Origin of the sequence: Erwinia sp. S38, assembly GCF_016624545.1 — a bacterium.
In the GTDB taxonomy this organism is placed as follows: domain Bacteria; phylum Pseudomonadota; class Gammaproteobacteria; order Enterobacterales; family Enterobacteriaceae; genus Erwinia; species Erwinia coffeiphila.
Map to the genome: position 1 here is coordinate 103,774 of NZ_JACVTS010000008.1, position 13,419 is coordinate 117,192.

General features: G+C 55.9%; 14 protein-coding genes. 4 read left to right on the plus strand and 10 right to left on the minus strand.

Translation table 11 applies throughout. From position 1 onward, the window contains the following. Nucleotides 1-9: 9 nt before the first annotated feature. The 5 genes from artM to IBT46_RS11360 form a co-directional block, all read right to left on the minus strand. Nucleotides 10-678: an arginine ABC transporter permease ArtM gene (artM, locus tag IBT46_RS11340; protein WP_200545755.1), complete on the minus strand. Its 669-nt coding sequence runs from the start codon at nucleotides 676-678 to the stop codon at nucleotides 10-12. Continuing rightward, on the minus strand, nucleotides 678-1,394 hold the full coding sequence (gene artQ, locus IBT46_RS11345; protein WP_200545756.1) for an arginine ABC transporter permease ArtQ: 717 nt from the start codon (nucleotides 1,392-1,394) through the stop codon (nucleotides 678-680). Before artQ ends, artM begins: the two co-directional genes overlap by 1 nt. Nucleotides 1,395-1,397: 3 nt before the next feature. Next, nucleotides 1,398-2,129: an arginine ABC transporter substrate-binding protein gene (gene artJ, locus IBT46_RS11350; protein WP_200545820.1), complete on the minus strand. Its 732-nt coding sequence runs from the start codon at nucleotides 2,127-2,129 to the stop codon at nucleotides 1,398-1,400. Nucleotides 2,130-2,143: 14 nt separating this feature from the next. Further along, on the minus strand, nucleotides 2,144-2,872 hold the full coding sequence (artP, locus tag IBT46_RS11355) for an arginine ABC transporter ATP-binding protein ArtP (RefSeq protein ID WP_200545757.1): 729 nt from the start codon (nucleotides 2,870-2,872) through the stop codon (nucleotides 2,144-2,146). 215 nt (nucleotides 2,873-3,087) lie between these two features. Beyond that, nucleotides 3,088-3,627, minus strand: a complete 540-nt coding sequence (locus IBT46_RS11360) for a lipoprotein (RefSeq protein WP_200545758.1) — start codon at nucleotides 3,625-3,627, stop codon at nucleotides 3,088-3,090. Nucleotides 3,628-3,724: 97 nt separating this feature from the next. On the opposite strand from IBT46_RS11360, the gene IBT46_RS11365 reads away from it, so the two are divergent. Further along, nucleotides 3,725-4,048 carry a heavy metal-binding domain-containing protein gene (locus IBT46_RS11365; protein ID WP_200545759.1) on the plus strand — a complete coding sequence of 108 codons (324 nt, stop codon included), beginning with the start codon at nucleotides 3,725-3,727 and terminating at the stop codon, nucleotides 4,046-4,048. Next, the gene (locus tag IBT46_RS11370) at nucleotides 4,045-4,893 is read left to right on the plus strand and encodes an N-acetylmuramoyl-L-alanine amidase (protein ID WP_105593468.1); all 849 of its coding nucleotides are present in this window, start codon (nucleotides 4,045-4,047) and stop codon (nucleotides 4,891-4,893) included. Before IBT46_RS11365 ends, IBT46_RS11370 begins: the two co-directional genes overlap by 4 nt. 81 nt (nucleotides 4,894-4,974) lie before the next feature. On the opposite strand, the gene ltaE is transcribed toward IBT46_RS11370, so the two are convergent. The 4 genes from ltaE to hcp form a co-directional block, all read right to left on the minus strand. After that, entirely contained in the window at nucleotides 4,975-5,979 is a 1,005-nt protein-coding gene (gene ltaE / locus IBT46_RS11375) for a low-specificity L-threonine aldolase (protein ID WP_200545760.1), read from the minus strand. 62 nt (nucleotides 5,980-6,041) lie between these two features. Then, nucleotides 6,042-7,763 carry a ubiquinone-dependent pyruvate dehydrogenase gene (poxB, locus tag IBT46_RS11380; RefSeq protein ID WP_200545761.1) on the minus strand — a complete coding sequence of 574 codons (1,722 nt, stop codon included), beginning with the start codon at nucleotides 7,761-7,763 and terminating at the stop codon, nucleotides 6,042-6,044. A gap of 121 nt (nucleotides 7,764-7,884) precedes the next feature. After that, complete coding sequence (gene hcr, locus IBT46_RS11385) at nucleotides 7,885-8,883, minus strand: NADH oxidoreductase (RefSeq protein WP_200545762.1); 999 nt, start codon at nucleotides 8,881-8,883, stop codon at nucleotides 7,885-7,887. Between the two features lie 3 nt (nucleotides 8,884-8,886). Continuing rightward, nucleotides 8,887-10,539 (minus strand): hydroxylamine reductase, encoded by a 1,653-nt coding sequence (gene hcp / locus IBT46_RS11390; RefSeq protein WP_200545763.1) that lies wholly within the window; start codon nucleotides 10,537-10,539, stop codon nucleotides 8,887-8,889. Between the two features lie 207 nt (nucleotides 10,540-10,746). On the opposite strand from hcp, the gene IBT46_RS11395 reads away from it, so the two are divergent. Beyond that, nucleotides 10,747-12,411: an ATP-dependent endonuclease gene (locus IBT46_RS11395; protein ID WP_200545764.1), complete on the plus strand. Its 1,665-nt coding sequence runs from the start codon at nucleotides 10,747-10,749 to the stop codon at nucleotides 12,409-12,411. A 137-nt stretch (nucleotides 12,412-12,548) separates the two neighbouring features. On the opposite strand, the gene cspD is transcribed toward IBT46_RS11395, so the two are convergent. Next, nucleotides 12,549-12,776, minus strand: coding sequence for a cold shock-like protein CspD (gene cspD, locus IBT46_RS11400; RefSeq protein ID WP_105593464.1), 228 nt, complete (start codon nucleotides 12,774-12,776; stop codon nucleotides 12,549-12,551). A 322-nt stretch (nucleotides 12,777-13,098) separates the two neighbouring features. Between cspD and clpS the strand changes: the two genes are divergently transcribed. Then, entirely contained in the window at nucleotides 13,099-13,419 is a 321-nt protein-coding gene (gene clpS / locus IBT46_RS11405) for an ATP-dependent Clp protease adapter ClpS (protein WP_105593463.1), read from the plus strand.

Sequence of the window (13,419 nt, forward strand, 5' to 3'; positions counted from 1 at the left end):
ATCGTTCGCTCAGCTGCGCTGCTCAAAGGCTAATGCCCGGCGTTCAATCAGTCGCATCAGCAAGGTTAGCAAGCCATTGACGATGAGATAAATTACCCCGGCGGCGGCAAACACCGTCACGTCATAGGTTCGGCCGTACAGCAGCTGCCCGTGGCCCATCACTTCCATCAGCGTAATGGTGTAAGCCAGCGAGGTGCTTTTAAACACCAGCACCACCTCGTTCGAATACGAGGAGAGGGCGCGCTTAAAGGCATACGGCAGTAAAATGCGCAGCGTATCCTTGCGGTTCATGCCCAGAGCCGCACAGGATTGCCACTGCCCGGCAGGGATTGCCCGTACGGCACCGTGGAACAGCAGCGTGGTGTAGGCGGCACTGTTTAACGACAGCGCCAGCAGGGCACACAGCCACGGCTGTGACAGTAAATGCCATAGCCAGGGAATATTTTGTATGGAAGGAAACTGGCCCGGGCCGTAGTAAATCAGGAATATTTGCACCAGCAGCGGCGTACCGGTAAACAGTGTGATATAGCCACGGGTAATCAGGCTGAGGACCGGCACCTTCAATGCCAGAATCACCGTGAAGATCAGCGCCAGCAGGAGTGCCAGCAGCAGCGATGCCACGGTCAGCGTCAGGCTGGTTTGCAGCCCTTTAAGCAGTTCGGGGAAGTAACTCAGCATCAGGAATCTCCGCGCTCGAAGCGCGTCGTGCGCAGTTCAATACGCTTCAGCACCTGCTGACTGAACAGGGTGATTAGCAGATAAATCGCCGCCGCAATGACGTACCAGGTAAACGGCTCCTGGGTACGGGTGGCAATGCTTTTGGTCTGCAGCATAATATCGTTCACGCTAATCAGTGAAACCAGTGCGGTATCCTTGAGCAGCACCAGCCACTGGTTGCCTAAACCGGGCAGGGCGTGTCGCCACATCTGCGGCATGATTAACCGGAAGAATATCGCCGCTTTTTTCATTCCCAGCGCCTGGCCCGATTCCCACTGGCCAGCAGGCACCGCTTTCAGCGCGCCGCGCAGGGTTTGTGAAGCATAGGCAGAGTAGAGGATAGCCAGCGCAATCACGCCGCACAGGAACGGGCTGACGTCAAAGTTTTCAATGGTGACCTGAATCGGGATCTGCACCACGCCGAGATTCAGGGTGAAGCCATCCGAGAGCGTCAGCAGCAGCTGCGAGGCGCCAAAGTAGATAAACAGCACCACAAGAATTTCCGGCAGCCCGCGAAACAGGGTAACCAGCAGCGTGCCCAGCCACGCCAGCGGCCGCCAGCGTGCGGATTCCCATACGGCGAAAACCATCGCGAGAGCTAACCCGACCACCAAAGCACAAACGGCAAGGCCGACGGTCATCCCGGCGGCGCTGGCAAGAGAATAAAATTCGCTCATTAATTACTGCTGAAACCACTTGCTGTAGATAGTTTTATAGGTGCCGTCGGCTTTCACCTTGTCCAGCGCCGCATTGAATTTGCCCTGCAGATCGGTATTGCCCTGACGAACGGCGATGCCCAGGCCGGTACCGAAGTAAGACTTATCGGTCACTTTCTCACCCAGCGCGGCCAGGTTCGGGTTCTGTTTCAGCCACTCGTTCACCACCGCGGTATCACCAAATACCGCGTCGATGCGGCCATTTTTCAGATCGAGGATGGCGTTTTGATAGCTGTCGTAAGGGACCAGTTGAATATCAGCCTGTTTTTCGCTGAGGTATTTCTGGTGAGTGGTGCCGTTCTGCACGCCAACGCGTTTGCCTTTCAGGGCATCAATACTGGCGACTTTGCCTTTCTGCACCACGAACAGCGCGGAGTTGTCGTAGTAGGCATTTGTGAACAGGACCTGTTTTTCACGCTCTGGCGTGATGTCCATACCGGCCATTACCGCATCGAAGCGACGGAATTTCAGGCTGGGGATCAGGCTGTCAAAAGCCTGGTTGCTGAAGGTACATTCTGCACCAATTTCGCGGCACAGTGCGTTAGCCAGATCGACATCAAATCCCTGGATCTTGTTGTCGGCGTCAACAAACTCAAACGGAGGGTAGGACGCTTCTGTCGCAAAACGAATGGTCTGGGCAGCGCTGGCTCCCAGGCTGATGGTGGCTAAAAGTGCGGCAAGTACAACTTTTTTCATCATTATGTCCTGCGTTAGTGCGAAAGGTAATTTGCAAACGCCTCGGTTTGCGGCTGTGTAAAGCGGCTGGCATCGCCCTGTTCGACGATGTACCCATTTTCCATGTACACCACGCGGCTGGCGGTTTTACGCGCGACTTCCACCTCGTGGGTGACGATTACCTGAGTGATATTGGTTTCCGCCAGTTCGCGAATAATGCTGACAATCTGCGCGGTAATTTCCGGATCCAGTGCCGCGGTGGGTTCATCGAACAGCAATACCGCCGGCTCCATCATCAGCGCGCGAGCAATGGCCACGCGCTGCTGTTGACCACCGGAAAGATGCAGTGGAAAGCGATCGGCAAAGGGCGTCAGGCGCAGGCGATCGAGCAGTTTACTGGCCCGTTCATGGGCCTGTTCTTTACTCAGACCCAGCACGCGGCAAGGCGCTTCAATCAGATTCTGCGTGACGGTCAGATGCGGCCAGAGATTATACTGCTGGAAGACCATACCGACGTTCTGCCGTAGTTCACGAATGGCACTTTCGGTTGGCGGCTTGCTGAAGTCGAAGTGATTACCGGCGATCTCAAGCGTTCCGGAACGCGGCATTTCGAGCAGATTCAGCACGCGCAGAAGTGAGCTTTTCCCGGCACCGCTTGGCCCCAGCAGAACCAGCGTTTCGCCCTGCGGGCACGCCAGCTGTATGTCAAATAGCGCCTGGTGGGCACCGTAATAGCAGTTAATACCGTTTAGTTGAATACTCATGCGCAAAAAGTGAATAGCAATTGATGCCGCAAATCTTAACGTCGACAGAATAGTTATGCAATCATCGTGCGTTAAAATTTATAATTGTTGGCGAGGTGATTAAAGAGTAGCACAAGATAGGGCAATGTTGCCGTTTACCATGAAAAGCTTTGCTGTTGTTATGCAAATGTGTGAGTGAGATCGTGCCGTCGGGTCTGACGGCACGGAAGGATTGGTCACTCTTCGAACCGCTGGCGAAGTGAACCGCCGGTAATATGGGGAACGGGGCCGAGGTAGCGGATGTCGTCTACGGTCCAGCAGGTGCCTTCCCGCGCCATCAGGATTTCATCCTGCCATAGAACTTCCGGCTTTCCGGTATGACTGAGATTCACCCGCAGGGCAATATTACGCGCGTCGGTATTCGGGATCGTGGATGAGTCGGCCACGCTGGCGCTGCTCGCACCCGCAGAGCGGCTGCTGAACAAGTCTCCCCGCAGTGGAGTTTTAGAAGATTGCTCTTGGGTGGCTTTCAGTAAATCCTGATAAAGCGGCCCGCTAAGCCAGGGACGATATTTAGCCAGCTGTTGCTTATCGGGAACGCCGAAGGAAGGCTGTTCCAGGCGCATATCGTAGAACTGCTGGGCGACCTGGTCCGGCCCGCCACTAATGCAGGGAGCATCACGTGAACCGATATCCTTATAAGCGGGTTCGACAGTGGTACAGGCGCTGAGTAGTATAGTCAGGGGAATAACAGCAGCAAAGACTTGGTATTTCATCTTGATTTCCTTATTGTTCTGCTTGAATGCTTTTACCACCGACGGCATTTGCTCTGCTTCACAGTAAGAGCGTTGTAATTGTTACAAGGAGAGATACATGAAATTTTCCACTACCCCAACGCTGGAAGGGAGCCCGATCGCTGACTATTGTGGCGTTGTTACCTCAGAGGTGATCCTGGGCGTGAACATCTTCCGTGATTTTTTTGCGGGAATACGCGACATCGTGGGTGGTCGAGTGGGCTCTTATGAGAAAGAGCTGGCTAAAGGACGTAAAATTGCTTTTGAAGACCTGGAAAAACAGGCAAAAGCAATGGGGGCTGATGCCGTGGTTGGCGTCCATATTGGTTATGAGAGCGTCGGTAAGGACAATATGCTGATGATATTGATAAGCGGCACCGCGGTGAAGCTGAGCCGCCCATGACTCCGCTGTCCTTTATTCGCCCACTGCTGGTACTGCTGGCAATCTATTTGCTGACATCTGTTACGCCACAGGGGCTGCATGAACAGAAGGGATATACGGTGGATACCCGCCAGGAGGCCTGGGGGGCGCGTCCGCGTATTAAAGTGCTGGTTATCCACTATACCGCAGGTGATTTTTCCCCTTCACTCAATACGCTGACTAACCACTCGGTGAGTGCGCACTATCTGCTGCCGGCATCCCCCCCGAAATATGATGGGCAACCACTGGTCTGGCGGCTGGTGCCGGAATCGATGCTGGCGTGGCATGCGGGAATCAGCTACTGGCAGGGAGCCACGCGGCTTAACGACACCTCAATTGGTATTGAACTGGAAAACCCCGGCTGGCGGCGGGTGGGCAAAGAGATGGTTTTCGCTCCGTTTCCCCCTTCACAAATGGCTGCACTACTGCCGCTGGCTCGCGATATTGTGCAGCGCTACGGTATTCGTCCGCAGGATGTGGTGGCGCACAGCGATATTGCGCCGATGCGTAAGCAGGACCCCGGCCCGATGTTTCCCTGGCAGTGGCTGGCGGAGCAGGGTGTGGGCGCCTGGCCCGATGCTGACCGGGTCGCGTTTTATCTCGGCAACCGCTCACCCGCCCAGCGGGTAGATAAAAGTAAGCTGCTTGGCCTGCTGGCAAGCTACGGTTATGAGGTCACTCCGCAGATGACACCGTACCAGCAGCAGGTGCTGATCGCGGCGTTCCAGATGCACTTTCGCCAGAGCGACTATCGCGGCTTTGCCGATGCGGAAACGGAAGCTATTGCTTCGGCGCTGATTGAAAAATATGGGACGGGTTCGGGTTAATCGCCCGGATACTGGACGGGCTTGTACTGGCCCGTTCAGCGTCCCTCATACCGGCAGCAATATCGCCTGGCCTGGGGTTAATCAATATTGTGCCAAAAATGCCTGCCATGCTTTGACGAGGGTTTGCAGCGCATCGCGATTGACATCCAGATGGGTCACCAACCGTGTTACAGCGCCCGGGCTGAGCAGAATGCCACGTTCGCGCATCCACGGCCCCAGCGCGGCAATCTGATCTTCCGGCAGGCGCAGGAACAGCATATTGGTGTCGTGACGTGTGACGTCCACGCCGATTTCACGCAGCGCACCGGCCAGCCAGGCCGCGTTATCATGATCTTCCCGCAGGCGTTCAACGTTGTTTTGCAGCGCATAGCGCCCGGCTGCGGCGAGGATACCCGCCTGGCGCAGTCCGCCGCCGGTCATTTTCCGCCAGCGGCGTGCGCGCTGGATAAATTCCGCACTGCCGCACAGCAGGGAACCGACCGGCGCACCCAGTCCTTTAGACAGGCAGATGGTTAAGGTGTCGCAGTAGCGGCTGATTTCTTCCAGCGGCACGTTCAGCGCCACCGCAGCATTAAAGATGCGCGCACCGTCAATATGCAGTGCCAGCCCGCGCTGGCGGGTAAATTCCCATGCCTGTTGCAGATAGCTCAGCGGCAGCACTTTGCCGTTATGGGTATTCTCCAGGCTGAGCAGGCGGGTGATGGCGAAATGCAGATCGTCTGGTTTAATAAACTGTGCGACCACATCCAGCGGCAGCGTGCCGTCACCGGCGGCTAAAATCGGCTGCGGCTGGATGCTGCCAAGCACTGCAGCTCCGCCCGCTTCATATTTGTAGTTATGGGCCAGCTGGCCGACGATGTATTCCTCGCCGCGCTGGCAGTGGCAGAGCAGCGCCACCAGATTTGCCTGAGTGCCGGTGGGCAGAAACAGCGCCGCCTCTTTGCCGCTGAGCGCTGCGGCTTCCGCCTCCAGCAGATTTACCGTCGGGTCATCACCATAGACATCATCACCGGTTTCAGCGGTCATCATTGCTGCCAGCATTGCCTGGCTCGGGCGTGTTACGGTATCACTACGCAGATCGATCACATTTGCTCTCCTCTACTCATGAAAACGGGCGCCGCAGCGCCCGAAAAAAAGACAATCCTTTTTTACCTCAGCCAGTTAGTTTTTGCCAGTTCGACCACTTCATCGCCACGACCGTTGATAATCGCCCGCAGCATATACAGGCTGAATCCTTTGGCCTGTTCCAGTTTAATCTCCGGCGGCATAGCCAGTTCTTCTTTCGCGGTCACCACATCCACCAGGGCCGGGCCATCGTGTGCAAATGCCTGCTGCAGTGCATCATCAAGGTCGGAGGCGCGCTCCACACGAATTCCCTTAACGCCGCAGGCTTCGGCGATTGCCGCAAAGTTAGGATTATGCAGTTCGGTGCCGTCGGTCATATAGCCTCCGGCTTTCATTTCCATCGCCACAAAGCCCAGCACGCTGTTATTAAACACCACGATTTTCACCGGTAGTTTGAGCTGGGCCAGCGAAAGAAAATCGCCCATCAGCATACTGAAGCCGCCGTCGCCGCACAGGGCGATAACCTGCCGCTGTGGATCGATGGCCTGCGCGCCCAGCGCCTGCGGCATGGCGTTAGCCATGGAACCGTGGCTGAACGATCCCAGCAGGCGACGCTTGCCGTTCATTTTCAGATAACGGGCCGCCCACACGGTTGGCGTGCCGACGTCGCAGCTGAATATGGCATCTTCTGCGGCGAACCGACTGACCTGCTGTGCCAGATACTGCGGGTGGATCGCCTGTTTATCGTTGGCAGTGGCCAGATCGTCGAGATCTTTGCGGGTCCTCGCATAGTGCTCCAGGGCTTTGTCCAGGAACCGTCGCTCGCTTTTTACGCTGAGCTGAGGCAGAAGCTCGCTCAGTGTGGCTTTGATATCACCCACCAGCGCCATATTCACATGGCTGTGGCTGCCAAGGCTGCCGGGATTGATATCAATCTGAATAATCTGTGCTTCAGGCGGATAAAACGCGCGATAGGGGAACTGGCTACCGAGTACCACCAGCGTATCGGCATTCATCATCGCGTGATATCCCGATGAAAAACCGATCAGCCCGGTCATACCGACATCATAGGGGTTGTCATACTCAATGTGTTCTTTCCCGCGCAGGGCGTGAACAATCGGCGCTTTCAGGGTTTCGGCCAGTTTCACCACCTCTGCATGGGCTCCGGCGCAGCCGCTGCCGCACAGCAGGGTAATGTTGCTGGCGGCGTTAAGTTTTTCAGCCAGCGCGGAGAGCTGTCCGGCCGTAGGGCGCACCAGCGGCTGCTGCGGAGGATACCAGGCATCGCTGGCACCCTCCGGGGCGAGCTGAAGGGCGACGTCACCCGGCAGAACCACCACCGAGACGCCCCGGTTGAGTATCGCTTTACGCATCGCGATACCGAGTACCTGCGGCAGCTGCTCGGGATTGGAGACCAGCTCACAGTAGTGGCTGCATTCGCGGAACAGCTCCTGCGGATGTGTTTCCTGGAAATAGTTGCTGCCGATTTCGCTTGAGGGGATATGTGCGGCAATGGCCAGCACCGGAACATGGTTGCGATGACAGTCAAACAGGCCATTGATCAGATGCAGGTTACCCGGTCCGCAGGAACCGGCACAGACCGCCAGTTCACCGGTAAGATGTGCTTCTGCCCCGGCAGCAAAAGCCGCGACCTCTTCATGGCGGGTGGGCATCCAGCGAATGGTTCCCATCTTATTAAGGCTGTCACTCAGTCCATTAAGCGAGTCACCGGTCACGCCCCAGATGCGCTTTACTCCTGCACTTTCAAGGGTTTTCGCGACCAGTGCCGCAACAGTTTGCTTCATGCTTTCCTCCTCGTTCAGCACGATCGAATTAAAATACCGTGATTAATTCCTGGCAAAAGCATAGTTGAAGACGAACAGGATCGGGAAAGCGTGTGCAACAAGCTGTTTCACACGCGGTGTGTTAGCCAATAACAATATCGCTGTTTGGCTGGCAGCTGCATGCCAGCACATAACCCTGGGCGATCTCGGCATCGCTGAGCGTCAGCGTGCTGCTGGTTGTGTAGTTGCCGCTGGCAACGCGCGTTTTACAGCAGCCGCAAACGCCCGCCCGGCATACGGCGGTGACCGGCAGATGATGGGCTTCCATGGCGGCCAGCAGTGACCAGCCAGCGGGGAACGGTGCCGCAGCAGCGAGCGGCGGGCCGCTGATGGTCAGAGTAGCACCTGCTTCGGAGGCTGGTTCAACATGTGCAGTAGCGGCAACGGGCGTGAATCGTTCTGTCAGTATTTGCCTGGCACCCAGCGCGGCGGCATCGCTCTCCATCAGATCCATATAGGGTTGAGGTCCGCAGATCATCACCGTTGCGTCAGCAATATCCGGCGCGATTGCGGCAAGGCGTTCGCGGTCCAGGCGATCTGCCAGCATGTTCGCTGCGGGCTGATTTTCCGCTACTACGGTCAGTTTCAGCCAGGGCTGCATGGCGGCCAGTTCACCGGCAAAAATCACATCGCTGGCTGAACGCACACTGTAAATCAACCGCACGCTGCATTCCGGCCGATGCTGCCGCAGCCAGCGGCACATTGACATCACCGGCGTGATGCCGCAGCCCGCGGCCAGAAACAGATAGTTTGCGGCCGGATGCTTTTCACAGCTGAATTCGCCCTGCGGATCGGACAGCCAGAGGTGATCGCCCGGTTTCAGCTGCTGCGTCAGCCAGCCTGAGCCTTTGCCCTCGGCAATATGGCGTACGGTCAGCGTAATCAGCGCGCTTTGTCCGGGCGTGGAGGAGAGGGTATAGGCGCGCAGTTCATCGCTGCCCGCAATACTGACCAGTGCATACTGTCCTGCCTGCCAGCGATAAAAATCGTGGTTAATCAGCGCAATGGTCCAGACATCCGGCGTTTCCTGATGCAGGTGATGAACCTGCATCCGCCACTGACACAGGGGATGCATGTCCATGATTTATACCTCTTCGCCCAGCGCGATAGCCATATCCTGTTCGGCAGTGTTGACCGGCATCAGGCCAAACTGTTCGTTGAGGATGGTCAGCAGGTTTTCTGTCAGGAATGCCGGAACGGTTGGGCCGGTACGCACATTCTTAACCCCCAGCGCCAGCAGCGTCAGCAGCACCACGATGGCCTTCTGCTCAAACCAGGAGAGCATCAGCGACAGCGGCAGATCGTTAACCCCGCAGTTAAGTTTTTCGGCCAGCTTCACCGCCAGCATAATGGCCGAGTAGCTGTCATTGCACTGGCCGACGTCCAGCAGGCGGGGTAGCCCTTCGATGGTGCCGAAGTCGAGCTTGTTAAAGCGATACTTGCCGCAGCCGAGTGTCATAATCAGCGCGTCTTTCGGGGCTGCCAGCGCCAGTTCGGTGTAATAGCTGCGCTGGTCGCGGCTGCCGTCACAGCCGCCAATCACAAAGACGTGACGCAGTTTTTTACGGCTGACCAGGTCGATAACGCTGTCGCATGCATCCTGTAACACTTTTCGGCCAAATCCAACGGTGATCTCATGGGGAATTTCACTGTAAGGGAATCCGGCCATCGACAGCGCCTGATGGATAACGGCAGTGAAATCATCGCCTGTAATGTGGTTCACGCCCGGCCAGCCAACGATGCTGCGGGTCCAGATGCGCTGCTGATAATCACCGACGGTGGGATCGATGATGCAGTTGGAAGTCATGATGATCGGGCCGGGGAAACGGGCAAACTCGGTCTGCTGATTTTGCCAGCCGCTGCCGTAGTTACCGACCAGATGCGGATGTTTTTTCAGTTCCGGGTAGCCGTGAGCGGGCAGCATCTCGCCGTGAGTATAGATGTTGATGCCCTTGCCTGCGGTTTGTTCCAGTAGCAGCTGGAGGTCTTTCAGATCGTGGCCGGAAATCAAAATCGCTTTACCGGCAACCGGGCGGACGTTCACCGTTGTCGGCTGCGGGTCGCCGTAAACGCTGGTTTGTGCTTCATCCAGCATGCCCATAATGGTGAAGTTCATTTTGCCGATTTGCATCGCGCAGTCGACCAGTTTCGCGCTGTCGTTCGGCTGGGTGCCGAGCCAGGCCATGATCTGGTGATATTGGGCGTAGACGTCATTGTCGAAACGACCGTGTACGTGAGCATGCTCCATATAAGCCGCCGCGCCTTTCAGACCGTACAGATTCAGCAGGCGTAAGCCGAGGATATCGGGGTGGGTGTTCGCATCCCGCAGGGCAAACTGCGCCGCCTGCTGTTGCAGAACGCTGATGTCGTGGCTTTCCAGCCGCAGATTTGCCAGCGGATGATGCGGTGCCGCGTTTCCGGCCATCAGCTCGCAGCGCTGGCGCAAATCCTCACGCAGGCGAATCGCTTCGAAGGCGTAATCGATAATACGATGGGAATCAAAGTTGACGTTGGTCAGCGTGGAGAAGAAGGCGCGGGGTGAAAAGCTGTCGACCTGGTGATCGATGATGCCCAGGCTGCGTGCTTCCAGCGCCCATGCTGACAGACCCTGTAGTACGGCGACCAGCAGATCCTGAAGATCGGACGTTTCCGCAGTTTTACCACACATGCCCTGTGCATAGGCGCAGCCGTCACCGGCTGGCGTACGCATTGTTTGCTCACATTGAATACAAAACATGATCTCATCCTTATAAGATGCATTTTAAATGCACCTTATAAAAGATCGTGCAGCTGATGATTGCAAGCTCCAGCCGGGTTAATCAGGTATCGACTTGATCTGGCTCAAATTCATGCGCAAATGGAAATAATAGTAATCTGCATTACGAGCCTTGACCTGACGCTGTCCGCCGACCATTCTCATTAAAACGGACGAGTTGAGGCGGATATGATTCTGGAACAAATTGACGTCATGGGTTTTCGTGGCCTGAGTCGACTGGTGCTGCCGCTGGAACAGCACAATGTACTGATTGGTGAGAATGCCTGGGGTAAATCCAGCCTGCTGGATGTACTGTCGCTGCTGTTAGCGCCGCAGCAGGAGCTGTATCAGTTTACCCCGCATGATTTCTATTATCCGCCAGGGGAGCAACAAAGCCGCGAGCAACGTCTGTATGCAACCTTTACCTGGTGTGAGGAGCAGGGCGATGTGCAGTCCGATCGCTATCAGCGTTATTCGTCGTTGTGGCGTAAAGGAGACGATCGTCTTCAGCGGATCAGATTACGCTTTGAAGGGCGTTTACAGGCCGACGATCGTGTGACGACCCGACGCCAGTTTATCGATAGCGAAGGGCTGCCGCTGCTGGAAGGCAGCGCTTGCAATGAGCGGGTGAAATTGCTGATACAGCTGCATCCGGTACTTAGGTTACGGGATGCGCGCTTTAGCCGACGTCTGCCGCGTGAAGCGATTGCCGAGGCAGGAGAGCGGCAGTTTGGTGAGCTGGTCAGCCAGATAAGCAATCTGACGCGCGACGTGGTTTCCCGACCGCAAAATCTTACTGACAGCGCGCTACAGCAGGGGCTGGGCACGCTGCAACAGCTGCTGGAGCACTATTTCTCCTGGCAGCAGTCCGTGGATGATGTGCCGCAAAAACGGGCGCCTCATCATCATCGTGCTTCCCGACTTGGCTGGCGGCATCTGGCCGAAATCAATCAGCTGATTGTGGCCGCCGACAGCCGCAGCCGGCGGCTGATCCTGCTACAGATGTTTGCACAGCTGGTGCAGGTTCGCGGCGTTCAGCAGCTTGCACCGCAGGCGCGGCCGCTGCTGCTGTTGGAAGATCCTGAAACGCGGCTTCATCCTATTATGCTGGCGGTAGCACAGGAGCTGCTGGCGGTACTGCCGCTGCAGCAGATTGCCACCACCAACTCCGGTGAGCTGCTGGCGCAGGTGCCGGTTGAACATGTTTGCCGTCTGGTGCGCGACAGCGGACGGGTTGCCGCCTGGCGGCTGGGTGAGAGCGGACTGAGCAGTGAAGACGCACGGCGAATTGCCTTCCATATTCGCCTGAACCGGCCCTCTGCGCTGTTTGCCCGCTGCTGGCTGCTGGTGGAGGGGGAAACGGAAGTCTGGGTGATGAATGAGCTGGCGCGGCAGTGCAATTATCATTTTGCCGCTGAAGGGATCAAAGTCATCGAATTTGCGCAGTCGGGGCTGAAACCGCTGCTGAAGTTTGCCCGGCGTATGGGGATTGAGTGGCACGTGCTGACCGATGGCGACGAAGCCGGGAAAAAATATGCGGCCACGGCGCGTAGTCAGATATCTGCAGAAGAACATGAAGCGAATTATCTGACGCAATTACCCGCACTGGATATGGAGCATTTCCTGTACAGGCAGGGATTCTCGGCGGTATATCATCGTGTAGCGCGTTTACCCGAGGGCGTGCCGATGAACCTGCGGCGGGTTATCGCCAAAGCCATCTCCCATTCGTCAAAGCCTGATCTGGCGATTGCGGTGGCGGAAGAGGCTGCCGTTCGCGGTACTGACGCCATCCCTCCGTTGTTACGTAAGATGTTTGCCCGCGTGCAGTGGCTGGCAAGAGGGAAGGCGGACTGAGGGAAAACGGGCGCGATGGCGGGTTGAAAAGCGACGGTTTAACCCAATATTAATACCGTTGTGCAGTTATCGCATAAAAATGCCAGCATCGCTGGCTGGCATTTTGTCGCAGGGTTGTACAGAATGAGTTAGAAAGGTCAGGCGCTTACCGCGACTGCCGTTTCCACAGGGACGATCAGGCTGGCATGATTGCCTTTTGGCCCCTGATGCACATCAAACTGGACTTGTTGCCCGGCTTTCAGCGTTCTGTATCCATCCATCTGAATCGTTGAGTAGTGCGCGAAGATATCGTCGCCACCCCCTACCGGGCAGATGAAACCGAAGCCTTTGGCGTTATTAAACCATTTAACAGTACCCGTCTCCATGCTTCTACATCCCTCGCAAGACATTCAAAATTGGTGGGGAAATATCAGGCAATGCGCCCGATGGCTGTTTAAAACACATTCAGCCTGTTTGAGTACTGTAGAGAATTAGCAGGGCCGGTCAAGCAAACGAGCGGTGCACTCAGGGACAAAATCATCAAAATTTGAGGTAGTTAACGCTATTGCGAATTTTGTGATGAAGGTCGCGAATGTTACCTTTTGTTCACAATATCAACGATATTGCACAACATTTTGGTCGTGTAAAACATAACCTGAATGATGTTAATCTGGCAGAAGTAAGTAATGTTGATCACACTGGATATGTATGGGAAAGACTAACGATTGGCTTAATTTTGAACAGCTTGCGGATGACAAAGTTCGCGAGGAACTTAAGCCGCCCTCCATGTATAAGGTCATTCTGCACAACGATGACTATACGCCTATGGAATTTGTTATTGACGTACTGCAAAAGTTCTTTTCTTATGATGTTGAACGTGCAACGCAACTGATGCTTACGGTGCATTACCAGGGGAAGGCGATCTGTGGCGTATTTACCGCCGAAGTTGCAGAAACCAAAGTGGCACACGTGAACAAGTATGCCAGGGAAAATGAGCATCCGTTGCTATGTACGCTGGAAAAAGCCTGA